This window comes from Pseudomonas sp., assembly GCF_030698175.1.
In the GTDB taxonomy this organism is placed as follows: domain Bacteria; phylum Pseudomonadota; class Gammaproteobacteria; order Pseudomonadales; family Pseudomonadaceae; genus Aquipseudomonas.
On record NZ_JAUYNT010000006.1, the window covers coordinates 53,438 to 78,160 of the forward strand.

General features: G+C 59.3%; 21 protein-coding genes and 1 pseudogene. 6 read left to right on the forward strand and 16 right to left on the reverse strand.

Going from position 1 to position 24,723, the window contains the following annotated elements; genetic code table 11:
* The first annotated feature begins 40 nt into the window (after positions 1 to 40).
* The 6 genes and pseudogenes from Q8R10_RS03060 to Q8R10_RS03085 all read left to right on the forward strand — a co-directional run bounded on the left by Q8R10_RS03060 (position 41) and on the right by Q8R10_RS03085 (position 6,194).
* A complete protein-coding gene (locus Q8R10_RS03060) occupies positions 41 to 1,288 on the forward strand; it encodes a ribonucleotide-diphosphate reductase subunit beta (RefSeq protein ID WP_305650907.1) in 1,248 nt (415 codons plus the stop codon).
* 186 nt (positions 1,289 to 1,474) lie between these two features.
* Positions 1,475 to 2,107, forward strand: coding sequence for a hypothetical protein (locus Q8R10_RS03065; RefSeq protein WP_305650909.1), 633 nt, complete (start codon positions 1,475 to 1,477; stop codon positions 2,105 to 2,107).
* 615 nt (positions 2,108 to 2,722) lie between these two features.
* Positions 2,723 to 2,923 (forward strand): annotated as a pseudogene (locus tag Q8R10_RS03070) (transposase); the annotation flags it as partial.
* A gap of 522 nt (positions 2,924 to 3,445) precedes the next feature.
* A complete protein-coding gene (locus Q8R10_RS03075) occupies positions 3,446 to 3,967 on the forward strand; it encodes a transposase (protein WP_305650910.1) in 522 nt (173 codons plus the stop codon).
* A 689-nt stretch (positions 3,968 to 4,656) separates the two neighbouring features.
* Entirely contained in the window at positions 4,657 to 5,100 is a 444-nt protein-coding gene (locus Q8R10_RS03080; protein ID WP_305650912.1) for a DUF2846 domain-containing protein, read from the forward strand.
* A gap of 413 nt (positions 5,101 to 5,513) precedes the next feature.
* Positions 5,514 to 6,194 carry a GNAT family N-acetyltransferase gene (locus Q8R10_RS03085; RefSeq protein WP_305650914.1) on the forward strand — a complete coding sequence of 227 codons (681 nt, stop codon included), beginning with the start codon at positions 5,514 to 5,516 and terminating at the stop codon, positions 6,192 to 6,194.
* 527 nt (positions 6,195 to 6,721) lie between these two features.
* Here Q8R10_RS03085 and Q8R10_RS03090 read toward each other — a convergent pair.
* The 16 genes from Q8R10_RS03090 to Q8R10_RS03165 all read right to left on the reverse strand — a co-directional run bounded on the left by Q8R10_RS03090 (position 6,722) and on the right by Q8R10_RS03165 (position 24,677).
* Entirely contained in the window at positions 6,722 to 7,102 is a 381-nt protein-coding gene (locus Q8R10_RS03090; RefSeq protein ID WP_305650916.1) for a hypothetical protein, read from the reverse strand.
* Positions 7,103 to 7,234: 132 nt separating this feature from the next.
* Complete coding sequence (locus tag Q8R10_RS03095) at positions 7,235 to 7,447, reverse strand: glycine zipper 2TM domain-containing protein (protein ID WP_305650918.1); 213 nt, start codon at positions 7,445 to 7,447, stop codon at positions 7,235 to 7,237.
* Positions 7,448 to 7,685: 238 nt separating this feature from the next.
* Entirely contained in the window at positions 7,686 to 8,129 is a 444-nt protein-coding gene (locus Q8R10_RS03100; protein ID WP_305650920.1) for a hypothetical protein, read from the reverse strand.
* On the reverse strand, positions 8,119 to 8,721 hold the full coding sequence (locus tag Q8R10_RS03105) for a nucleotidyltransferase domain-containing protein (protein WP_305650922.1): 603 nt from the start codon (positions 8,719 to 8,721) through the stop codon (positions 8,119 to 8,121). The genes Q8R10_RS03100 and Q8R10_RS03105 overlap by 11 nt, the downstream gene beginning before the upstream one ends.
* A gap of 239 nt (positions 8,722 to 8,960) precedes the next feature.
* Entirely contained in the window at positions 8,961 to 9,953 is a 993-nt protein-coding gene (locus Q8R10_RS03110) for an LLM class flavin-dependent oxidoreductase (protein WP_305650924.1), read from the reverse strand.
* A gap of 256 nt (positions 9,954 to 10,209) precedes the next feature.
* A complete protein-coding gene (locus tag Q8R10_RS03115; RefSeq protein ID WP_305650926.1) occupies positions 10,210 to 10,785 on the reverse strand; it encodes a hypothetical protein in 576 nt (191 codons plus the stop codon).
* Positions 10,786 to 10,927: 142 nt separating this feature from the next.
* Positions 10,928 to 13,396 carry a hypothetical protein gene (locus Q8R10_RS03120; protein WP_305650928.1) on the reverse strand — a complete coding sequence of 823 codons (2,469 nt, stop codon included), beginning with the start codon at positions 13,394 to 13,396 and terminating at the stop codon, positions 10,928 to 10,930.
* 558 nt (positions 13,397 to 13,954) lie between these two features.
* Positions 13,955 to 14,755, reverse strand: coding sequence for a hypothetical protein (locus Q8R10_RS03125; RefSeq protein WP_305650930.1), 801 nt, complete (start codon positions 14,753 to 14,755; stop codon positions 13,955 to 13,957).
* Positions 14,752 to 15,336, reverse strand: a complete 585-nt coding sequence (locus tag Q8R10_RS03130) for an RNA polymerase sigma factor (protein WP_305650932.1) — start codon at positions 15,334 to 15,336, stop codon at positions 14,752 to 14,754. The genes Q8R10_RS03125 and Q8R10_RS03130 overlap by 4 nt, the downstream gene beginning before the upstream one ends.
* Positions 15,337 to 17,133: a VWA domain-containing protein gene (locus Q8R10_RS03135; RefSeq protein WP_305650934.1), complete on the reverse strand. Its 1,797-nt coding sequence runs from the start codon at positions 17,131 to 17,133 to the stop codon at positions 15,337 to 15,339.
* 115 nt (positions 17,134 to 17,248) lie between these two features.
* Entirely contained in the window at positions 17,249 to 18,559 is a 1,311-nt protein-coding gene (locus Q8R10_RS03140) for an McrC family protein (protein WP_305650936.1), read from the reverse strand.
* Positions 18,556 to 20,898 carry an AAA family ATPase gene (locus Q8R10_RS03145; RefSeq protein ID WP_305650937.1) on the reverse strand — a complete coding sequence of 781 codons (2,343 nt, stop codon included), beginning with the start codon at positions 20,896 to 20,898 and terminating at the stop codon, positions 18,556 to 18,558. Before Q8R10_RS03145 ends, Q8R10_RS03140 begins: the two co-directional genes overlap by 4 nt.
* A gap of 376 nt (positions 20,899 to 21,274) precedes the next feature.
* The gene (locus tag Q8R10_RS03150) at positions 21,275 to 22,711 is read right to left on the reverse strand and encodes a PLP-dependent aminotransferase family protein (protein WP_305650939.1); all 1,437 of its coding nucleotides are present in this window, start codon (positions 22,709 to 22,711) and stop codon (positions 21,275 to 21,277) included.
* Between the two features lie 169 nt (positions 22,712 to 22,880).
* Entirely contained in the window at positions 22,881 to 23,693 is an 813-nt protein-coding gene (locus tag Q8R10_RS03155) for an OmpA family protein (protein ID WP_305650941.1), read from the reverse strand.
* The gene (locus Q8R10_RS03160; protein WP_305650943.1) at positions 23,690 to 24,043 is read right to left on the reverse strand and encodes a DUF4398 domain-containing protein; all 354 of its coding nucleotides are present in this window, start codon (positions 24,041 to 24,043) and stop codon (positions 23,690 to 23,692) included. The genes Q8R10_RS03155 and Q8R10_RS03160 overlap by 4 nt, the downstream gene beginning before the upstream one ends.
* 10 nt (positions 24,044 to 24,053) lie before the next feature.
* Entirely contained in the window at positions 24,054 to 24,677 is a 624-nt protein-coding gene (locus Q8R10_RS03165; protein ID WP_305650945.1) for a transporter substrate-binding domain-containing protein, read from the reverse strand.
* Positions 24,678 to 24,723: the final 46 nt, after the last annotated feature.

The following is a 24,723-nucleotide window of genomic DNA, read 5'->3' on the forward strand; positions in this document are numbered from 1 at the left end:
TCGCCAGAGCACGCTCTGGCCCTCATGCAGGAACAGAGTCATGCTGAGCTGGGACGAATTTGATAACGACGACGGTGCCGACATTAGCGGTGCCAAACCGGCTGCTTCGGTGATCGATATGAGCCTTGAGAAACTCGACAAAGACGGCAGCGCCGCCGCCCATGCGGCCCGAGCCGCCAACCCAAGCGACTCCGCTGGTGTGGCCAAAGCCAAAGCCGCGCTGGACGCTCTGGATGTGGCCGAAGGTCTGGCCGAGCTGGAAGGTGCCGCCGCCCGTGTCGCGGTTGATGAAAAGCGCATGATCAACTGCCGCGCCGACCTTAATCAGTTGGTGCCGTTCAAGTACGACTGGGCTTGGCAGAAGTACCTCGACGGCTGCGCCAACCACTGGATGCCGCAAGAGGTCAACATGACCGCCGACATCGCCCTGTGGAAGAGCAATGACGGCCTGTCCGAAGACGAGCGCCGCATCGTGATGCGCAACCTCGGCTTCTTCTCCACCGCCGACAGCTTGGTTGCCAACAACCTGGTGCTGGCCGTGTACCGCCTGATCACCAACCCAGAATGCCGCCAGTACATCCTGCGCCAAGCCTTCGAAGAGGCGATCCACACCCACGCCTACCAGTACTGCATCGAATCCCTGGCCATGGATGAAGGCGCGATCTTCAACATGTACCACGAGATCCCATCGGTGGCTAAGAAGGCCGCTTGGGGCCTCAAATACACCCGCTCGATCTCCGATCCGAAGTTCGAAACCGGCACCGTCGAGACCGACAAAGAACTGCTGCGCAACCTGATCGCCTACTACTGCGTACTGGAAGGCATCTTCTTCTACTGCGGTTTCACCCAGATTCTGTCCATGGGCCGCCGCAACAAGATGACCGGCGTCGCCGAGCAGTTTCAGTACATCCTGCGCGACGAGTCGATGCACCTGAACTTCGGTATCGACGTGATCAACCAGATCAAAATCGAAAACCCACACCTGTGGGATGCCGAGCTAAAAGACGAAGCCACCCAGATGATTCTGCAAGGCACCCAGCTCGAAATCGAATACGCCCGCGACACCATGCCCCGCGGCGTACTCGGCATGAACGCCGCGACGATGGAGGACTACCTCAAGTTCATCGCCAACCGTCGTTTGAGCCAGATTGGTTTGAAGGAAGAGTACCCAGGCACCACTAACCCGTTCCCGTGGATGAGCGAGATCATGGACTTGAAGAAAGAGAAGAACTTCTTTGAGACGAGGGTTATTGAGTATCAGACAGGTGGGGCGTTGAGCTGGGATTGATTGCTAGCTAACACCATTACTTAAAGCTGGGCCTTACATGGATGTTGGGCTGACGACCTTATCTTTAGGATTTTTCAAAGTGCTGATTTTCAGATGTGTGGCGCGCTATATATAATTTCAAATTTCGCATGATTAAGTATTGAAATGTTTTTCGTTATTCAACTCAGAATACGCAAAGGTTGGGACGTGGAAGATAAAATAAAAGTATGGAGAGCATTGGCGATATTGCTGGCGGCGCTGACGGGGTTAAATGGATGCGCGGCACTTGATCCGTTCGTGGAACCGATAAATTCGCAATCAGCCAATCTTCGGCTAAGCGTGTCGTCGCCCTCATCATTTAAATATTGCGTGGCGGTTGCTACGGTTAATTTTGAAACTTGTCAGGGTGACAAAATGATCGGGGCAATTAGCTGCCGCACTGAAAAAGATGAAGAACGATTGGGCATTCCAGGTTCGGTGCTGCCAATAGATGGGGTGCTAGAGCGAAAAGTACCTAGTGGGAATTTATTCTCTATTGCTCCATACATGATTTATCAAGATATCCCTATTGGGGATTTGATTGGTAATCCTTCGAAATATATGAATGTAAAAATAGGTGCTTGCGCAACCCCATCTTTCAAGCCTGAGACGGGAAAGAATTACGAGTTGAATTTCTCTCCATCTCCAGGGCGCTGTGATATCAGCTTGTTTGAGATACAAGATGACGGTGCGCGTGTTGACATAACGGGAAATCAAAATAAGTACGTAGAGTTAATCAGCAATAATAACAATACGGGTTCTTTGTTGTGTGACGAGAAAAGTGATGACTGGGTTGAGTGATTGGAGGAGATCGATATTTTCGCTACTTCTAATGCTGATATTGTTCGGGTGCGCGGCCGGTGAGAAAAACAAAAATATACCACCAAATATTTTTTTGAAAACAGTGGTTCCGGGATACGATTTTGGCATCAAAAAAATAGACGGAATTTCGACAGAAAGCTTCTTTGAAAGCATGCCTGCGAGTACTTATATTGCCCCCGGCAGACATAATTTCGAGTGGAAAGCTTCGGTGCCAGCGCTTACTCCGCCATTTGGTGTAACTGGTTTCACGGTAATTACGCGGTGTATGTGGCTTGATGTGGTGGAGAAAGAGAGCTACATAATCGAGTCAAAGGTAAATAATCGGCGATCCTTGTTCAGAGTGCGCTCCGAGTCGGGTGCAAAAGTTTCTTGGGGGGATTGTGAACTAACGGAAAGGTAATTTTTTGCTTGTACAGCCATGTAGGGTCGAGGCAGCAGCAAGTAGCCCGGACAAGGCCGGTAGGAAATGCTTCGCAGTTTCCCACCCTACGAATCACACAATATTCGGATAAACACTCGGGGCGTAGGGTGGACAACGCGAAGCTTGGCCACCATGGTTTTAACAACCGCTAAATCGCTCAAGGATGAGCCTCCATGTCCGACTACCGCCGCGCCCGCGTACCCGGCGCTACTTACTTCTTCACCGTGAACCTGCGTGACCGCACCAGCGATTTACTGGTGCGGGAGATTGATTTGCTGCGCGCCACGGTTCGCGCAACCAAGGCGCGACACCCCTTCCATATCGACGCTTGGGTGGTTTTGCCCGAGCACATGCACTGCCTCTGGACGCTGCCCTACGAAACTGACGGGACCATTGGACCGACTCAACTGGTTGTTTTTTGAACAGCTCGGTTTCGCCAAATCAAAAACTCGTAGCTCGTAGGATGGGTTGAGCGCAGCGATACCCATCAACCAGACAATCACCCAACCGCATGGGTATCGCTCTGCTCCACCCATCCTACAAAGCCAAAGCCAAAGCCCGCGCGCTGTGCGGCCAAACCCATCCATCCGAGCCAGGACAAACGCCCCTTTCAGCAGGCCGAGCGCAATCGTTGTGCAGTGGGTTGAGCAACAGGATGTTGCGAGAGCTGCGTTGGGCCATGGATGGCCCGTCGCAGCGTGCCCACGGAGCAATGATGGAGTGAGGGGAGTCGAGCGCAGCAAGTAGCCCGGACAAAGCCGGTGGGAAATGCTTCGCAGTTTCCCACCCTACGCATCACACAATATTCGGATAAACACTCGGGCCGTAGGGTGGACAACGCGAAGCTTGTCCACCATGGTTTTACCAACCGCTAAATCGCTCAAGGATGAGCCGCCATGCCCAACTACCGCCGCGCCCGCGTGCCGGGTGCTACTTACTTCTTCACCGTGAACCTGCGTGACCGCAGCAGCGATTTACTGGTGCGGGAAATTGATTTACTGCGCGCCACGGTTCGTGCGACCAAGGCGCGGCACCCCTTCCATATCGACGCTTGGGTGGTGTTGCCCGAGCACATGCACTGCCTCTGGACGCTGCCCGCAGGCGATGCCGATTTTGCTTTGCGCTGGCAGGTGATCAAATTCGCTTTCGCCAAACGCCTACCACTCACCGAAACACGCACCGCCACACTCAAAGCGCGCGGCGAGCGGGGTATTTGGCAGCGTCGTTATTGGGAACACCTGATCCGCGACGATGCCGACTATCAGCACCACTTTGATTACATCCACTTCAACCCTAAAAAACATGGCCATGTTGATCAACTCAGGGACTGGCCATACTCAAGTTTTCATCGAGCGGTACGCGACGGAATTTACCTGATCGACTGGTGTGGCTGCTTGCTTGAGTCACGCGATGAATAATCGACCTACGGTTAGAATTCAAAAGCCAACACGCTTGTGATCCAAACCCATCCATCCAAGCCAGGACAAACGCCCCTTTCAGCAGGCCGAGCGCAATCGTTGCGCAGTGGGTTGAGCGGCAGGATGCCGCGAGAGTTGCGTTGGGCCAAGGATGGCCCGTCGCAGCGTGCCCACGGAGCAATGATGGAGTGAGGAAACGCAGCGCAGCGAAGTAACAGCCGCAGGCTGGCCCGAAGGGTGAGCACAGCGAATCAAGTCGAGCGCAGCGAGACCCGGATGCATGGGGCAAGACTTTTTGCTTACTTTTGGGGCGACTGCCAAAAGTGAGCCGCCGTAAGGGCGGAACAAATCATTCAAACAACACAGTGCGGCGTTCGGATGCAGCACTCAAAACAACAGCAACAGCATCGCGGCTAAAGCCCCTCCTACAAAAGCTCGACCGGAGCTCGTAGGATGCGTTGAGCGCAGCGATACCCATCAAGCAGGCAATCACCCAGGTACAAGCGCTGGGCGGGATAAAGGCGAAGGCCTAAGGTTATCCACCCCTTGAGCTGACACCAGAACTCGCTAGGTAAAACCAGCTTTTTCCTGCCAACGGCTTGATTTCTAAGAAGTTCCCTATAAGGTGTTGCCTGCTGGCACATTGCTATTGCGCCACATTCAAATCACTACTCAGGAACGAGTAATCCATGTCTAAGAAATTGATGATCTGTGCAGCCACGCTCGGCGTTGCGCTGCTGTCCGGTTGTGCATCCGTACCGATGGAATCGGCCGAAAAAAACCAAGAATTCAAGGCTTTCCCGGCTCCGCCCGAGAACCAGGCCGGGCTGTATATCTTCCGTGATTCGGCCCTTGGCCCGATCCTGAAAAAGACAGTCAAAATCGACAACAAAGTTGTCGGTGAAACGGCAATGAACACCTATTTCTATCGAGTGGTCAGCCCCGGCCAGCACGTTCTGGCCACAGAGTCCGAGTTCAGCGACAACACCATCAACCTGAACGCCGAAGCGGGTAAAAATTACTATGTACGTCAGTACATCAAGTTCGGCGTCTTTGTCGGTGGCGCGAACCTGACAGAAGTCTCTGAGGCCGAAGGCCAAAAAGGCGTAGGCAGTACTGAGCTGGCGCGTTAATTCGGGGCCGGAGCATAGAGTTGAGCAGTGAGACCTATCACCGCTCAACCAAACGGCCCAAGCTCGCCGTACAACGCCACGCTTTCCATGGCGAAAGCGACAAACTTGGCTTTGTGCGGCGAGACTCTTGATTCGCTGACTGATCGCAAATCAGACTGCCTCTACGTGACGCAGAGCGGCGACAGCCAACAGGCGGTCAATCCGACGGCCAAAGCCAGCGGTTCAATAGCGCACTATCGGGCGCGCAGCTTCGCGGACAAGTCCGCTCCAACACAAGCGCACACACGCACTCAGCCGCCCTTCGACACAATCCAAAGCCATCCGCCAACATCCCAAAGCCGCGCAAACCCCACGGGCGTTACAATGCCGCCCACGCAGCCCCCCATCGACCACGCCCCGGAGCCAGACTGACGATGTTCACCCTTGCCCAGCTGAACAGCCCGCCACCCGAGGCATTGAAGAGCCAGGTTCTGCAGATGGTGGTCGACTACCTCAGCGACATCAGCCCGGTGTCGCTGACGCCCAGTAATCCCCTCTACCAGCTGTACCAGTACGTGATTGGCTACCAGATGCACCTGTACTTGCAAGCCATGGACAGCGCCCTGGAGAGCAGCGCGCAGTTGATCTTGGCGCTGGACGATCTGGACCCCAGCCAGGTGCTGGGTTTTGCCCTTTACCTGCCGGCCAAGGATGACCCCGAGGCCTGCACGCTGGTTTATATGGCCGTGCAAGCCAGCCAGCGCCGACGCGGTATTGCCCGGGCCATGCTGCAGCGCATGCTCACTCGCCACCCGCATGCCGAACTGGCCTGTGTGGCAAGTAAAGTGCCGACCTTCGAGGCCATGGGGTTTCAAGTGCTGGCGGCACATGGGCCGCAAGTGCTGATGAGTACTCGGGACTATCGCTCGGACGGCTTAGTGGCGGTGCAGGACCTGGCGCCAATCTATCAATCTGAAGAAGTCCGGCAGATTCACGCCTACCTCGTCAAACAACACGGTAAACAGGCCATGAGCGAGGCGGAGAAACAGCGCGACCGCCTACTCGACCAGATGACCCAACGCGCCCAGGCGCTGGTCCGCGAGCGCCGGGCATAAGATCGTAGGATGGGTTGAGCGCAGCGATACCCATCAAGCAGGCTATCACTCAACCGCATGGGTATCGCTCTGCTCAACCCATCCTACAAAGCCAAAGCCCACTCGCTGTGCGGCCAAACCCATCCATCCGAGCCAGGGCAACGCCCCTTTCAGCAGGCCGAGCGCAATCGTTGTGCAGTGGGTTGAGCAACAGGATGTTGCGAGAGCTGCGTTGGGCCAAGGATGGCCCGTCGCAGCGTGCCCACGGAGCAATGATGGAGTGAGGGAAGTCGAGCGCAGCGAGACCCGGATGCATGGGGCAAGACTTTTTGCTTACTTTTGGGGCGACTGCCAAAAGTGAGCCGCCGTAAGGGCGGAACCGATTGAGCAAACAACACAACTGCGGCGCTGAAATGCCAAATCGAAAACAACAGCTTTCGCGGCTAAAGCCCCTCCTACAAAAGCTCGATCACCGTGGTTGCCGAGGTTAGAGGTGACGGCACCAGCGCTTCGCGGACAAATCCTCTCCTACATAAGCGAGCCAGCATTCAGCCGTTTGGCTTGTGCTCAAGCAACCGATCAACCTCAGCGTGCGGCAACTGCGGCGTCGAGTTGAGCGTCAGCCATACGGCCCGCAGGATATTGATCGCGGCCATGCTCAGGTGCTGCTCGGCGGCTTGCAGGGCCAGCTCGGCCGCCAGACGCTTGTCGGCATTGCTCAGGTGCGCGGTTTTGCGCCCCATCTCGTCATCGACGCTGGCCAGCAGCGCGTGAATCTCCTGCACGGCCTGATCCGATGCGTCGCGCATTTCGGCCAGCAAACGGCTGGCTTCGGAGGGTGTCATGGCCAAAGCGCGGACACTGCGAAACGTCAGCCGGGCGGGCAAAGTGGCCAAACTAAAACCCGTCGAAAGTATCTTTCCGATCATTCCCATGCCTCCCATGAAGTGTGCAGCCAAGCCTGCGCGTCAGTGTAAAACGCCAGAGCGGGCCGCGCGACTGAGAGTAACCCTAAACGGATTGGCTTAACGCCAGCAAGCCTTGAGCTCATGGGCCAAATACTATTTTTTCTTGGTGACTTCGTGACCGATCACGCCGCCTACCGCGGCACCCGCGCCGGTGCACAGCACGCCACCACACAACAAGTTGCCCGCCACACCACCAATCACAGCCCCGGCGGCAGTGCCTTTTTCTTGATGGGACCAGCCGGCGCAGCCACTCAAACCAAGAGAAGACAGCAGGACGGCGGTGAAGATCAGCTTGGAAATGCTCATGCGAGGTACTCCGATGACAGAAATCCCTGGCGCTCTAGTTGATTACGCCTGAGGAGGACTTCCATTTTTCGCCAGCCAACCGCGGGCTGTCTGTGCGCCAGCGAGCATAGGCCGGGCGCCAGCAACAGCCCGGATAAGCCAGCGGGAGTAGCGATTAGCGCGATTGGGCGGCGGCACTGTCGCGTCGCAGACCAGCACGCGCCTGCACAAGCGAGTAGCGCCGGTAAACATCGAACATTTAACGGCTACTATTGCTCACAAAATCCTTCATCACCCGCTGCACCTGAACCGACAGGGCATCGGTCGCAGCAATCAGCTCAGCCAGCAAGGCTTCATCCATTTCCATATAGCCTTCGTATTCAGCCAAATTGCGCCGCTCATGGCATAGCGCAAAAAGCCTGACCTGCACCTTGCCCAATCCCAAGGTATGCACAAGACACTGGAATACCAGGTAACGACGATCCGAGCGATAACCACAAAGGCGCAAGGCTGTTAGCGCCAGCGCATGGGCGGCGTTGTAAGTCAGATCGAAACGGCTGGCAAAAGACAGTGCTGCGCTGTGAGCATCCTGCAAGCGATCCAGCGCGGAATGCATCAAGCCTTCGCACTCCTTGCGGTCTGGCGGCTCAGCCTTAAGGCCGCCGGTGCGCAGCAGGTTTTCCAGGCTCTCGTTAGCGCTCATGTACCAGCTCCAGCGGGTTGCTGCCGATGATGGTGAGTTTGTCCTGCTGCTCTACACGCTGCACAAAGCTGTTACCTGCAGCGTGTTTAGCGTGCCAATCCGCCAAGGTATAAAGGGTCGGATTGATGGTGCGACCCAACTGCTCTTCTAGCGGTAGCAGGCGCTCCATCAGGTCACTGTAGTGCAGGTCTTCGCCAATCAGCATCAGATCGATGTCACTGCCTGCGTGCGCCGCCCCTTTGGCGATGGAGCCATATACGAATGCCCAAGCCAGCTGCCCAGCCAAAGGCGCAAGCGCTGCGCGCAACTGCTCGCCGATACCAAAGGTCTTGCGCACGATACCCAGCAGCTCCGAATAAATCGGGCAAGCCTGGTTGGCTTGGTAGTGTGTCTGATTGCCTTGACGACTCATTGTTAGCACACCGGCTTGGTGCAAGCGCTTAAGCTCACGCATCAAGCTGCCCTTGCCGACTTGGGCCCAACGTGCGATCTCATTGGCGTAAAAGCTTTGATCCGGTCGGCCATAGAGCAAGCCCAGCACCTTCTGCTGGGTAGACGTAAACAGAGCATCGCTGAGCGGTATGGTTTGCATGGTGCGCCTGATAAGTCCCAGAAAGGGAACGATAAGTCCCTTTCTGGGACTTATCAAGCTCTATAGTAGTGATTCGCCGCAAGGACGAAGGTAGTGAGTCAAGCATTATGCAAATACCAACGCCAATGCGGCCTTCGGATGCAAAATATGCGTCGGTGGCGCTATCGCTTTGCGGCTAAGGCCCCGCTCACAAAATTCTGTAGCCGCAGCCGCCAAGATCCGCACAACCCGTATTACGTTCAGCGCAGCTCGGCGAGAATCTGGTAAGAGCGCAGGCGATCGGCAAAGTCATACATATCGCCGGTAAATATCAGCTCATCGGCCTCGGTCTGCTCCAGTAGCAGCTCCAGTTTGGCGCGAATCTTCTCTGGGCCACCGACCATCGCCAGCCCAAGGAACTCGCCTACTGCTTGCCGCTCATGGGGTAACCAGAGCCCCTCCATGCTCGCTACCGGCGGTTGTTGCAGCAGGCTTTGGCCACGCAGCAAGGCCAGAATCCGCTGATAGGCACTGGTCGCCAGATACTCCGCCTGCTCGTCGCTGTCCGCCGCAATCAAGGGCACGCCAAGCATCACATAGGGCTTGGCGAGCACCGCCGAGGGCTTGAAGTGATTGCGGTAGACGCGAATCGCCTCGTGCATCAGGCGCGGCGCAAAGTGCGAGGCGAAGGCATAGGGCAAACCCTTCTCCCCCGCCAGTTGCGCGCTGTACAGGCTGGAGCCGAGCAACCACAAGGGCACTTGGGTGCCGCTGCCGGGCACGGCGATAACCCGCTGATCGGCGGTTAATGGGCCAAGATAGCCTTGCAACTCCTCAACATCCTGCGGGAAGTCGTCGGTGTTGCCGACGTGCCTGCGACGCAGGGCACGAGCGGTGTAGGCATCGGCGCCGGGCGCGCGGCCCAGGCCCAGATCGATCCGCCCCGGATACAGGGTCTCGAGGGTGCCGAACTGCTCGGCGATCACCAGCGGCGAATGATTAGACAACATCACCCCGCCGGCGCCAACCCGAATGCTGCGAGTGCCGGCGGCCAGATAGCCGATCAGCACGGCGGTGGCCGAACTGGCGATGCCGTCCATGTTGTGGTGCTCGGCCACCCAGAAGCGGGTGTAGCCGAGGTTTTCTACATGTTGGGCCAGGGCCAAGGAATTGTGCAGGGCTTGCGCGGAACCGCCGTCGGCGCGAATCGGCGCCAGGTCGAGGGTGGAAATCTTGATCTGTGCCAGTTTCATAAGTCGCTATTGGTTCCTGAGTCTTGCCGGTGCGCGACTAACCCGCGCAGAGAACGGCGTTACTGAAAAGGTTAGAACTGCCGTCGGGCAATGCAACACCAACAAGATTAGTGTGCAACAGACTGCGCCAGGGAAACCCTGCAATAAAAGGCGATCTGCCAGTTACGTGTTGACGGCAAAACCCTAGGGACTCAGGAGCGCAGCGAACAGTCCGCCAAAGAACGGTCAGTTCAACAGCCGATGAACCGCCACCCGACTAATGCCGATACTCAATCGACAGCTCGGCGCCTTCGACCACATCAAAGTAGTTGTCTTGCTCAGGCCGTTGGCGCTCATTGGTAATCAGCTTGCCGCTGAGCTGATAGGGCGAGGGGGCGGGGTTTTCCTCAACAAACAGCGATGGCAGCAAGGGCACCTCTGCGCTATCCGTTACCGGCTTGCCCAGCTCCATGTTCTCAAGCAGCTCAGGCGGCAAACTGAGATTGAGCTTAATCGGCGCCAGCTTGGTGCTTTTGGCGCTGGAGCTGGCCGCCTTAGCTTTAGCTTTAGTCGCTTGGCGCGCTTTAGTGCTGCTGCCCGACTTGCGCGCTTTCACCGGCGCCGCCTTGCTCGCCCGAGTTTTACTCGCCGGTTTGGCTGGCATTTTAGACGCTTTAGCTTTAGCCGGTGCTTTGGCCGTGCCCTTGGCCGCCGGGATGAGCAATGGCTTGGGCGCATAGGCCGCAGCGGCCGACTCAAGCGTCGGACTTTTGGGTGGCGCAGCGCTGGCCGCAACGGCGTTATTGCCGGCCGCCAGTGCCAACAGCAACAGAATCAGAATGGTTCGATTCATGGTGTTCCGAGGCGTTATCGATATGACTATGCTCGCCCGCCACGGGCCCGCTGGCAAGTAGCCACAGCGCCACGCCGAACAACCACACCAGTTACAACGGCAGCATGCTGATAAAACGCCCAGCCAAACGATTCGCTGCTGCTTATGGCGCCCTCCAGGGGGACAAAGTTTGTGCATCAAGGCTATCCCAGAGCGCGGCATCCAGCTGCTCGGTGGGTAGATGCCAACGTGTGCCGCGTGGCTCTAACGCCTGCTCGGGCAAGGCCAGCAAGTCCTGCAGCGACAACTGCATGCGCCGGCCACGGTCCTCCGGCCGCGCCCAGGCTTGCTGGTAAACCCGCAACGTCCAGACGCCCGCTGTGCAGCCTTCAAAGCGCGGCATCAGGCCGATTGAACCGGGCTGGCAGCGCAAGCTGCGCCGTTGGGTGTCGAGCAGCCAGAGCTGCCATTGCCGCTGATGCTCGGGGTCGTCGTTAGCCGGATCATTCCATTGCAGCAGCCGAGTCAGGGCCAAGTAGCGACCATCGTCGGACCAGCAAAAGGATGGCGTCAGCCCGCTTAGGGCGCAGCCGGAGGCGGTCAGCAAATAACCGTCCTGACGAGCCTCCTGAACCCGCAACCAAGCGTCGGCGTACTCGGTCTCACTGCCGCACAGCCAGGCCGCGTCGCGGCCATGGGGCGCCGGCAAGATGAAGTCACCGTCGGCGTTAGCCGCCTGCGGCACGTCGACCAGCCGGTAAGTCGGCTCCGGCAACAACTCTGCAGCGCCCAGGCTAAACCGCTGTAACCGATGGCACGCGCCATAGGCCGGCGCCTGCTGCAAGCAGTGCGCGGCGGTTGCCGCCGGCGGTGCGGGCAGATCGCAGCGGCGCAGCGGATGGCTGGTGAAATCGGCGCTGCACAGGCCCGCCAGGGTTATCACCTCGAGCCGCCCGCGCTGAAAATCATACAAACGCTCCACCAGCAGTGGGCCGCTACTGAGCAAACGCCGCGCACGGCTGTCGACCACCACCACCCGCTCGGCCAAGGCCGCATCAGCACAGGCCGGTAGCAACGCCAGGTAGCGCCCGCAATCGGAGCGGCGGTGCTCCAACTGCCAAGCGCCCAGTAGTAGCCAGTCGCCTATCTGGCACTGGTAGGCGCCCTGCCCGGTGCCGTTAGCGTCCACCAAGACGAAACTTAGCGCGGCGCCGCCCACCGCTGCCGCGCCGGCCAGCAGCGGTTGCGCCCGGCCATCCAAGGGGATGCCAATGCGCAAGCGCGTGCGGGCAATGGCGCCGACCCGAATCTGCCCGTAGCGGTCGTGGCCCAGACTGGTCTCGGTGTCGCTGTGGATGCTGTGCAGCATCTGTCCGTACTCACCACTGCTCGGCTGCGGCAGATCCAGCTCGGCCAGCAGCCAGGCGTGCTGCTCATCCAGCGCCACAAACTGGCCATAGTCGATGGATAACCGCGCCGCCTCCAACAACGCCGGCGCGGCTAATTGACGCCAACCCAGGTTTGCTTGCCAGTACCAGTAACCGCCCTGCTCGCCCAGTGCCTGACAGACCAAGGCTAAGCCGTCGGCGCGCCATAACGACGGATTGTCGGGATCGATCAACAGCCCGCTGGGCTCAGCATCCAGTAGCAGTTGGTAACGGGGATAACGTATTGGCGCCAGCGGATCGTCCAGTTCACGCAGCGACGCCGGCAAGGCCAACTGGCCCTGCACACGATGGTCGGCGGCCGAGCTTGGCCAGTCGATGACGGCGGCGGGCATTTGTTCCAGCCAATCCGGCGTGAGCCAAAGATCCTGCACCGCCTGCAAGTCGACCGATTCGGCCTGTTCCAGCAGTTGCGCCAGGCTCAGGCGCACGTCGTCGTTGTGCGCCAGCGGGCTATGTCGGCCGCTGATTGCTTCGTCGCTAAAGCCATCGATCTCCCACAGGCTGCCTTCGTCCGTGCAGCGGTACAGGCGCCGCGTGTGCCGGTCAAAAATCGCCAACCACCACTGATTACGCGACGGCACCGGGGCAGCAAAATAGCGCCCATCGCTGGAAAACCGACTGGAGCTGCCCAGCCCCTCCAGCAACACGCCATCGGGGAACAGGTAGTCGCAATAGGTCGGCCCGCCCATACAGATTTCGCCATGATTGAACACGCGAATCGGCTGCCCTTCCGGGGTTTCACTGACCTCAGCGCCGCCCCAGGCACTGCCGCCTGGCGTCGGTGCGGCGTTGCCCGGCGGTGGTTTGAGCTTGACCAGCCCCAGCCGCTGCTCGTAGGTGGCCACCAACGCCAGCCCGCCGACAATCAACAGACCACAGACCGGAATGCTCCAATCGCTGGCCATCCAGCGCGCCACCGAAAAGGCAAAACCTATCACCGCCGCCGTCAGCAACAGACTCAAGCCTTGGCCTAGACGCACCCAGCCGGCCCAAGCACTCAAACCCATCAGCAGCACCAGCAGGCCAATCAGCGCCAAACCCGGCAGCGGCGGCAAAATCGCCAGCAACAGGATCGGCAACAGCAAGCGCAGCAGTGACCAGAGCAGATCCAGCAACAAGCCCGGCAGACTCTGGCTGAATCCGCCGGGGCTGGCAGGCGAGGGTTTGGATGGATGTTCCGGCATGGCGCGGTTCCTTGCGGCTCTTGGGGTGATTCGAGGCTCTGTCCCAGTTATGTGTTGCAGCGTGCGGGTCGGTTAGGCGATGCCTGGTGCGCGGTAATTCGTAGGGTGGGTTAGCGGCGCGGACGCTGGTGATTTGCATCACCGCGCAAGCCGGGCGCTGCGTAACCCACCATGCGGTTTGCCGGTCGAGCACCATGGTGGGTTACGGCGCGGTCGGGTTTTGCGTTGTTGGCAGGCCGTGGTTCGCGCCTAACCCACCCTACAAAAGCTGCGTGCAACACGTAATGGGACATAGCCTAATTCAAGCCCCGCAGTGTAATACCCTGCGCACGCCAGGGCCGTGACCCAGGCAAGCTTTAGCAGACCGTTGAAAAACTACCTGCGTTGCCGATACGGCGTTAAAAACAGGCTAAAAATGCTCATTTACAGCACGTAAACTCCGCTTTTGACTCGCTACACTCGCCCTGCGGGCCAGCCTTCGGCTGTTACTCCGCTTCGCTGCGTTGCGCCTGTTTTTGCCTTGTCTCGGCTGCCTCGCCTACATTTTTCAACGGTCTGTTAGGGCTGGCTGGCCCGCAGTTTTATCAGCTCCGCCGTCAGGTCATGCTCCGGATAGAGCCGCTGCAAGCGCTTAAGCTCGGCTGCTGCCGCTTGCGTGGCACCGCTGCGTTGCAACTGCAGCAGCGCGCGCAACTGCTGCTCAAGGGTCGGCGCGGTTTTGGCCTTGGCCAACTCAGCGTCGTTGTCGGCCTTGGCCGCGCTATTGGCCAGGCGAGCCTCAGACGCATCGGCAGCCCGCTGTTTAGCCACGGCACTGCTATTGGCCTTCAGTTCACCAAGCGCTTGCGCCGATTCGGCGGCAGACTCGGCCTTGCCGTAGCTGCTGGCTTTATCCTGGGCCACAACCGGGCTCGGCGGTGCGGCAAGCGGGGCAGATCGCACTGGCGCCGCTGGTTTTTTCAGCTCCATGGCCTCGGCCATTGGCTCAACTACTGGCGCTGATGCCGGTGCCGGCGCGGCGCTCATGGCCGGCAGCGGCTCGCCCAGCTCATAAGCCGGCGGCAACTCCTGCCAGGTGCGCAGGCTTAAACCCAAGCCCAGGCCGATGCTGGCCAGGCTGGCGAACGCCACCGACCAGCGCACTCGATGGCCTGGCCCAAACAACCAGCCGTGCAGGCGTTGCGCCCAGGGCAACGCGGCCGGCTTGGCGCGAGTTAGTTCGGCGGCAGCGGCGGCCAGAATCAGCGCATCAGTGGCCGGCGTCGGCTGCGCCAGGCTGTGCTGGCGATAGTGGTCGAGCAGCGCCTGCTCATCGGCCAGCGGCTGCTCGGGATGGACGGTTGTTAATGGCTTTTTCATGCGGACAGCTCCTCGGCCTTGGCGGGGTCAGCCAACAGCCGACGTAACTTTTGCAGCGCGTAACGCAGGCGACTCTTGACCGTTTCCATGGGCGTGGCGGTGAGTTCGGCGATCTCCTGCAACTCCAGATCGGCATGCGCGCGCAGCAAAAACACCTCGCGCTGTTCGAGCGGTAAATCCTCCAGTGCGGCCTGCAAGCGTTGCTGATCGCGACTCAGGCTGAATTGCTGCTCGGGACCCGGCGCGGGGTCAGCCGCGCCGTGTTGCTGCTCGTCATATTCATCCTGCTGGCCCTGGCGACGACCGGACTTACGCCAATGATCGATCAAGCGATTGCGGCCAATCTGGTACAGCCAGGTTTTAAACAGCACCGCCTCGCGCTGTTCAGACTGGCTGCGAATCAGGCTCAGCCAGGTGTCCTGAAACACCTCCTCGGCCAGCGCCGGATCGCCGCACAGGCCCAACAGGAAACGCAGCAAGCCGAGGCGATGGCGCTCATACAGCAGCGTAAAAGCCCCGGCATCGCCGCCTCGATAACGCCGCAGCAAGGCGGCGTCGGTGTCCAGTAATGGCGTGTTCAATTAGTCAGCCTTGGTTAGCACAGTTGCCGGAGTTTGCAGGCTTTGGGCCAGCTCTACCAGTTGCACGAACTCGGCGCGCAGACCGAAGCGATCTTCGCCCTTGGCGCCGCGGGCGAGCTTGGCGCTGTCGGCCAGGCTGAACGTGCCGGTGTATTGCCCGCCGGTCAGTTGCTGGGCAAAGGCGGCCACTGCCGCGGCGAAGCGTAAATCTTCGCTGGCCTGGGCGATGGAGTCCGGCCCGGTTGCCGCCTTGATCGGCACTTCCAGCAGCTTACTGTGCTGCTGTTGCGGGGCCTTGTAGCGCAGCCGCAACCAGGCCAGCTCGCCAGCTTTGGCTTGTGGCCGTGCGCCTTGCTCAAAATGCAATGGCTCCAGCCATCCCTTGGCGCCGACCGGGACTATTTCGTACAACGCCGTCACCGTATGGCCGGCACCGATCTCGCCGGCGTCGATCTTGTCGTTGCTAAAATCCTCGCGCTTGAGCGCACGGTTCTCATAGCCCAGCAGACGATACTCGCTGACCTGCGCCGGGTTGAACTCGATCTGGATTTTTACATCGCTAGCGACTGTCGCCAGGGTCGAGGCCAGCTGATCCACCAGCACCTTGCGCGCCTCGCGCAGGTTGTCGATATAGGCGTAGTTGCCGTCACCGGCATCGGCCAATTGCTCCATCAACTGCTCGTTGTAGTTGTCGGTGCCAAAACCCAGGGTGGTCAGCGACACACCGGTTTTGCGCTTGTCCGCCGCCAGTTGCTTGAGGCTGTCAAAATCGCTGATGCCGACATTGAAGTCGCCATCGGTGGCCAACAGGATGCGGTTGATGCCCTTACTGACCATGCCCAGTTGCGCCTGCTGATAGGCCAGCTGAATGCCCGATTCGCCTGCGGTTGAGCCGCCCGCCGCAAGCTGATCGATGGCGGCGCGAATCTTGGCTTTCTCGCGGCCGGAGGTTGAGGCCAGCACCACTTGCGACTCCCCGGCATAGGTCACCAGCGCCACTCGGTCTTGCGGGCGCAGCTGCTCGACCAGCAACTTCAGGGTGCTTTGCACCAGCGGCAAGCCATCGCGCCTGTCCATGGAGCCGGACACATCGACCAGAAACACCAGATTGGCCGGCGGCAGTTCGGCCACCTGCAGGTCGCTGGCCTTGATCGCCACCCGCAGCAATTGACTGCCGGCGTGCCACGGCGACGGCGCCAGTTCGGTGCTGACGCCAAAGGGGCTGCCATCCTGCGCGGCGGGGTAGCTGTAGGGGAAGTAATTGACCAACTCCTCCAGGCGCACCGCCTCCTTGGGCGGCAGGCTGCCATCATTGAGAAAGCGCCGCACATTGGCGTAGCTGCCGGTATCCACATCGATGCTAAAAGTTGAAACCGGCTGTTCAGCCACCGCCAGCACCGGGTTACTGACCAGTTTTTGATACTGCTCGCGATAGACATCCTGATAACCCGGCACGCTATCGGCCGGCGCCGGCGCGATGCTCATGGGGGCCGACATCGATTGCAGCGGCTTTTTCAGCTCGGCACTGGCCGCCATTTTACCCACCACCGACGCCTCGGCTTTATCTTTGGCAAGCGAGTTGGCGTGGACAGCCATATCGGCTTTTTCTTGCACCGCAGGCTGCACCTGCGGCTCGTTCAATTGCTCATGCAACGCGGCATCGTTTAACACCGCAGGCGGCGCCGGCTTGGCCGGTGCTTCAGAAGTAGTGGCGTTACAAGCCGCCAGACTAATCGCCAAACCGGCACTAAAACCGGCCAGCAGTGGTTGGCGCAGCAAAACGATAAATGCAGACATGGCAGCGAACTCCTAGGTGAATAATCAATTCACCTAGGTAGACGCAGTGGTGGTTTGGATCGGGTTAAGCCTGGATAAATAAAATATTCGGCGTTGCTGGCGACGCCTTGGCTATTCACCAGCACGCCTGTTGCCGCGGCTCAATAACCGGCTGCACTGGCAAGCCAGGCCTATCGGCATTTAACAAAAGATCATTATCCAGATCGAACGGCAACACCCACAGCTGCATTTCCTCGCCGTAATCGAAGGCTGGCAAGGCCTGCTGCAAACCGGACCAACAGGGATAAATCAATACCAGCTTGGGCGCGCCCTGCGTCTCGCGGTACTTATGACCGTAAGCAAACAACTGATAAAAGTCGCTTTGGCTAAGCCAGTAGTTCTTCTCACGCTGCCTGGAATCCAAGCGTTTCCACTTGGTGTCCAGGATCCAGCGTTGTGGCCCTGCATCGATTAACAGATCCGGTTTCAGACGAAATATCCGTTCCTTGCCGTGCGCGCACAAATACTCGCTGGCCGCTTGTGGCTTGAGCGTAGCCCCCGGCAGTAGTTGCCCACGCAGCCAGCCCTCCACATAGCGCTCGAAGAGCTTTTCCATCGGGAATAACAGACTCATGCCCTGCCACTCACCGGCCACGGCAATCGGCATTTTCCGGTCAAGGATTAGCTCGCACCAGGGTTTGATCGCTTGATAGTGGGCCATCAGCCGATCACGGCTCCAGGCCCGCAGGTCCGCTGGCACCTGTCGGCTAGCTGGCACTTCGGCCAACAGTGAACGCAATTCATTGGCCAAGCGCCAATTAGCGGCGTCCTGAGTGGCGTTAGCCACCTGCGTCAGCGCCAATTTAAGCAAGCGGTTCTCGGCCCGATTAGGCAGGAACACATCGTGACGAATCTGGAAGTGATGCTGCCGCCCCGGTGGCTGGCGCATCTGCGCGACCACGTTGAGTTGCCCGCGCTGAAAGCGCTGCTCTTGCTCGACACGCTGATAGTCGAAGCGGATGCCACGCTTCACCAGATGGTCCAACTCACTGAGGAACTGCCCCATCACCCACTCAGTCAGTGGCGCATCGAACAGCTCCAATCCGGCCACCGAAACCTGGCGTGGCTTGAGCGATAGCGCTGCCTGGATCAACTTGCGCAGCAATGCCCGACTCTGTTTTACGCAATCGTCCTGCTCAACATGCTTGGGAAGAATCTCTAGCCGCGTGCCACAGGGCGTTTCCAGCACGCCCACATAGCTATCCCACTTCAACGAGCGACGCCCCTCTACCTGCAACAGCGTGGCGCCGTTGCGGTTAAAGCTGGCACTTAGCTCGCACAGCCAGTCGAAGGCAGTTTCGGAGATGCAGGCGCAATCCAAATTACCCGCCGGCACCTTGCTGGTGGTCAGCTGTGCGTACTCGCGAATGGTTACCGAAGTGATCAATCCTCAGGCTCCGCACTGGCGGCATCATCACTGGTCACAGCTTGCGCTTCGGGCGTGGCGGCAATGATCCCGGCATAGGCACTAGCCCGCGTGAAGGCGTCAGGCCGCACTCGCCAAATCCCGCCCTGCACGCCAGTCACGGTACTGCCAAACAAGCTTCTCAAGTCAGGCTTGGCTTGCTCGACAAAACGATCAGCCGGGGATTTACGATGGTCGTTCAACACCCACTGAATACGCTGCCAATCCTCGAAGAAATACTCCTGCAACAACGGCAGAATCTGGTTACGGAAGATCGACTCCAGCCGCTCCAGGCTTGGCTCAGTCATGAGCGGAATAAAGTAGGCATGGCCCAGACAGTGATCGCGATCCAGCAGCACCTCAATGCGCTGGTTCATCACCTCCAGCAGCTTGCCAATATTGATACCCTCCACCAACACGCCTTTGAGCAGTTGGTGATCGGGCAACATTTCTTTGAAGGTAAAGCGCCGACGCAAGGCGATATCCAATCCAGCAAGCGAGCGGTCAGCGGTGTTCATGGTGCCGATCAAGTAGACGTTGGACGGCACGCTGAAGGGCTTCTTCGAATAGGGTAATTCGACGCTTAATGCTTCGTCCGCCCCTTCCCGCTTGGATGTTTCGATCAAGGTGATCAGCTCGCCGAAAATGCGCGATACGTTACCCCGATTGATCTCATCAATAATCAGCACATGGGGTTTACGCTTACCGTCGGCGGTCACCAACGGCTGCACAGGTTTGACACCTTGCTTTTCTAGGTAGCTGAGTAGATCCGCCCAGCCGAAGCGAGACATGGAATAGACCGTCTTCAGGGTGAATTGACGGTTGTCGTTTAGTGGCAGGATCGACTGCTTGACGTCGCGGTATAGCCATTTCACCGAGCGAACATGCTGGTAGTGGCTGACAACGTCGTCGGGTACCGTCTCTTCATAGCGATAGTCACTGGTGACCACCCCCACCGCACCAATCTGATCAGCAGAATGGATGCAGAGCAAAATGTCACCAATCACCATTTCCTCAGCGAAATAGTTCAGAGTGCCCTTATCGCCCGTACCAAGCTGCTGGTAGTAAGTATTCTGCTCTGGGGCCAGTCGCAGGTCTCCCGTCTCACCCCACCCAACCCGCGCCTCGCCGTGCTCCAGGCAGTAGCTCTTAGTCGGCGAACTGCCCGTACCATTAATAGACATTTTCCAAATACGCGGATTGCTGCGAATGCCACTGTCCGCCTGAACGCCCTCGGTACGCGCAGCATCGCACAGGCGCTTGAACACACCCGGTTCGACCTTGTACTCGAGTTGCTTGCTCTCATCGTCGCTTTCGGCCCGCAACCCCTCGACAAAGTCCTCATAGCTGAAGCTCTGGTGAAAGGTCACAAAGCGAACCTGCCCTGCCGTGGCCAACTTATCGAAACGCTCCTTTAAGGCTTTACGGTTCTTGCGCTGGGCCGTCAGCCACTGCGGATCAAGAATTTCTAGCGCCGCCTCAATGGTGGCGTAGGTTTTACCGGTGCCCGGTGGGCCAAAGAGGATCTGATTGAGCGCAGGCGTCTGTTCGCGCATCGGTAACTCCCTTGCCGCGCTGCCTTCTACGGCATCGTCGTCTGACGGCTGATCCTTGATGGGGGCCAGCCCCAGCTCCCGGTTATATAGCCCGCGCATAAAGCCGTAGGGGCTGAGGTTGGGAATGCTTTCGCGGGCCAATGCGTAGTACTCGCGCAACTTGAGCATGCGCGCCACCGGCTGGCCATTCGCCGGTATCTCAGCGTTAGGGCAGCCCAGCACGCTGAGAAAATGCGTCAGATGGGCAGAGGATGAAATCGGCAGGGTATCTGCTGGGTGATAGCACGACAGCAAGCGCAGCTTGCGGCCCTCGCCCACGGTGACCCGCGCCTCGACCTCGGCACGCTGATAAATGGCCTGGTCGTCATCCACCCACAGCATGTCGGCAGGGTCGGCAGCCGCAATGGCGCTTTGGATCTTCAGGGTGTAACGCAGTGCCTGCTCATCGCTGAGGTCAGCCAGTCGCTGACTCTTGTACAGGCTGCCATCGGCCTGAAAGTACAGGATGTGCCCCTTCGCAGTACCCGGCATATAGCGGCCAAGCACTTCCTCCAAGCCACGCTCGATCCACCAGCAGAACGACGTCTTATCGCCTTTGCCGACGCAGTACTGCTCCAGGCTCAACTGGGGCAACTGCGCCAGCGGAAAAGCCTGAATAAAACGCTGGTAGTCATCGGAGCTTTCACTTTTTAAACAAGCCGCCTCACCTTGGCTCTGTAAATGGGCCAGCAGGCGCTTGAAATTGTCATTTTGGGGCAGCGTCATAGGGTCTCCGCAACCAGCACTTCAGCTTCCGGCAGGCGCAGCTGGCCGGAGAGGTAGTTAAGAAAAATCCGCCCGAGCACGGTGTGTTTGTACTCGGAGGAATCTATGTGGCGCGCATTTTACCGGCGCCGGCCCAGAGTGCTTGCGCTAGATATTGCAGGGTATTGCTGGCCTGCGGCCTGGTCGATTCAGCCGTCGACGTGCTGGCCCGATGCGGCGCAGATAACCGGGGACAAACATGGGGGGGGGTAGCTGGCCGGGTAGAAACCTCTGCGGCGGCCTGGAATGCGAGCGCCGCGCCACCGTCGTCACCCCCGCCCACGGGTAAAGCCAAGCAGCAGCGCTGAGGTTATTTTCACCGCGCCCGCAGGTGCAACTAAGCGCTATTGGCCGCCGTACACAGCTGGGTCGCCAGCATTCCGAGAGTCATGATGGCCCGCTCAATATCGCGACTCCAGGGCATGCCACAGCTGAGGCGCAGGCAGTGGTTGAACTGCTCGGTGTTACTGAAGATCTGCCCGGGCACGATGCTGATGCCCTGTTGCAAGGCGCGCACGTGCAGCTCTTTGCAATTGACCGGCGCCGGCAAACTGAGCCACAAGGTGAAGCCACCATTGGGCCGGGTCATCTGGGTGCCGGGCGGAAAGTGCTGCTGCACCGCCAACTGAAAGGCCGTGAGATTCTTGCGATACTCCTGGCGGATATAGCGCAGGTGGCGGTCGTAGCCGCCATTCTCCAGATACGCCGCCACGCCCATCTGCGTCACGCTGCAGGCCGAGTAGGTGCTGAAGGTTTGCAAACGTTGGATCGCCGCCTGGTATTTGCCGGCAATCACCCAACCGATGCGCACCCCCGGCGACAGGGTTTTTGAGAAGCTCGAGCAGTACACCACCCGCCCTTGAGTATCCAAGGCTTTCAGGGCGCGGCTTGCGCCTGGCTCGAACATCAGCTCGCCGTAGATATCGTCCTCGATAATCTGCAGGTCATGGCGCGCCGCCAGTTGCAGCAACTCGCGCTGCCGCGCCTCGGGCAAGGTGCCGCCCATTGGGTTGCTGCCCCGGGCGGTAAACACCAAGGCCTTGATCGGCCACTGGCTGGCCGCCAACTGCAAGGCTTCCAGGCTGATGCCGGTGTTGGCGTCGCTGGGGATTTCGATGACCTTCAGGCCGAGCAAGTCGGCGACTTGCAGCAAGCCGTAGTAGGTCGGCGACTCGACGGCGATCAGATCGCCGGGCTGAGTCATCACCCGCAAGGCCATGTGCACCGCATCGGTACAGCCGTGGGTAATCACCACCTCATCCGGCGCCACCAGCACGCCGGCATCGCGCATGCGAATCGCCACCTGCCGGCGCAGCGGCTCGTAGCCCGGGCTGAACATATAGCCAAAGGCCTCGGCGGCATGGAAACGGGTGACCTTGGCGACCTGCTGCTGCAACGCCCGCACCGGCAAATAACTGGCATGCGGCACCGCCGCGCCCAGGGGCAACACGCCTTCGCGACGCGATTCGTGCAGAACCTGATTGATGATGCTACTGCGCGTCACCAGCGCCGGCCCTTCGACCCGGGCAATGGCTGGGGTGGCAGCGGTCAATGCGGCGCTCTGATGGACATAAAAACCCGACTGCGGCCGCGCCCGGATCAGCCCCTGATCTTCCAGGTTGGCGTAGGCCTGGAGCACGGTGGCATGGCTGACGCTCATCTGCGCACTGAGCTTGCGCACCGACGGCACCCGCTCACCGGGCCGATAAACGCCCAGGCGTATGTCCTCGGCCAATTGTTGGGCGATGCGTTGATACAGCAATAAGTTAGTCATGCTGGCGAGTCCGTGACGTTGAACCATTACAGTAGCAAAGCCACCAGAAATTGCACCGGCACAGTTTTAACTGATCTGGCCAATACAGTACAAATCCAGGCAGGTGCTTGGCGCAGACAACAAAAAGCCCCGGTGCTTGCAGCAACCAGGGCTTTCTTGGGCGGAGGTCTTAGCGAGCCGGGCTTAAGTTGCCTTGCTCATCGGAGAAGACAATTTCAACCCGGCGATTTTGCTCGCGACCACGCCGTGAGGCGTTTTCGGCCAGCGGGTAAGCCTCGCCGTAGCCTTGCACCTGCAGGCGCTTCTTATCTATCCCTAAGTCCTCCAGCACATTGGCGACCTCTTGGGCGCGCTCAACACTCAGCAGCAGGTTTTGCGCCTGGGTGCCTTGGTTATCGGCGTAACCTTCGATCCGCACAATCCGCCGCGGGTTGAGTTGCAGAAACTGCACCAATTTCAGCAGGGTGCGATTGGCCGTGGCATTCAGATTGGCTTGCGCGGGCTCAAACAGCACGTCGTTCAGGGTCATCACCAAGCCGCGATCGACCTGAGTGCGGGTCAGGCTGACCATTTGCTCATCCTGCGCCTGACCTTGTTGCTGCACGCTGAGCAACTTGGCGTCGCGCAACGCTTGCTGCAGGCGCTGACGCTCGTGCTCAAGTTTGCCCAGGCGCTCTTGGTTAACCATCAACAGGCTGTGCTCGCTGGCAATCTGACTGAAGCGCAGACTCAGGTAGGCGTAGTGGCTCACATCGGCGCTGCTGCCCCAATAACCAGAAAACCCCTCGGCGCGGGTCAAGGACTCACCGGCCCGTACCACATCCAGAGGGGCGCTGCGCAGCACTTGCGGATCATGTTTGACCTTCTGAAAGCTGACCCGGGCGGCGGCCAGCTCTTGCTCGCTAAGCGCGGAACCGGCGCAACCAGCCAGCAGCGCCAAGACCAACAGCGCAGCCGTGGGGCGATAGTTAAGGCGCTTCATTGCAGATCTCCCAACTGCTTGCGCAGCCGCGTGATGCGCGCATTCAGGGCGCTCAACTGTTCCTGACTCTTGCCCGTCAGCACCTGCGCCTCAGCCAGGCGAGCGTCCAGTTCGGCCTGCTCGGCCAGCAACCGGGCACGTTTGTAATCCTCTTCGGGCATGTTCTTCTGCGCCAGGGCAAATTTTTGCTCGGCCAGCCGCATGTCCACCAACAGCTCAGTGGCGCCGACTGCACGGGCCTGCAGCAGGGCTTGTTCGGTTAGGCGCAGCTGTTCAGTCGGCGCCGGATCGCTGGCGCAACCGGCCAGTGCCAGCAGTGCTGCAAAGATGCAAAAAACACGATTATTCACACAAGCCTTCCTACTGAGTTGGGGTGCCCGGCGCCAGCAACACTTGCAGTTGCTGCGCTTGCCAACGGGCCAAATTGCTCTTTAGCAGCGCTTCGAGCAGGCCAGAGGCGCGCAATTCTGCCATTTTTTTTGCCAACTGTCCGCGTAGCAACGGCGTATTGCACGCCGAGTCACGCCCCAGCGCCAGGTATTGCGCCGGATTCTCGAGCATGGGCGGGGTGCTGTCCGACTGCGCTCCGGGTACCAGGCTCGCCAGCGGATCAGCGTCAGCCGAAACCTGGCCGCCTGGCCAGACGGGCGGCAGAATAAAATCGTATTGTTGCGGTTCGGGCAAGCTCAAAAACGCCCCGAGCAGCAGATCGCTGCGACCGCTGCGCACCTCTTGCTGAGCAGCAGCCCAAGAACCGCTATCGAGCAGCTTGATCTGCACGCCCAATTCACGACTGAGGTGCTTCAGCAAATCGGCATTGGCGCCGAGCAATTGCCGCGGATGCGCAGGATCCTGCCAAAGGTAGGGCGGCGCTTGCGTATCAGCGGTCGCTACCAGCCGCTCGCAGGGCGTCGCCGCCAACACGGCGAGCGGCCAACAGGCCAGGCTTAGCAGCCAAGCCGCCAGGTAACAAGCAACTCGCATAAACTCTCTCGACTGAACCTTTGGCTAGGCGCACAGCACGCCCGAG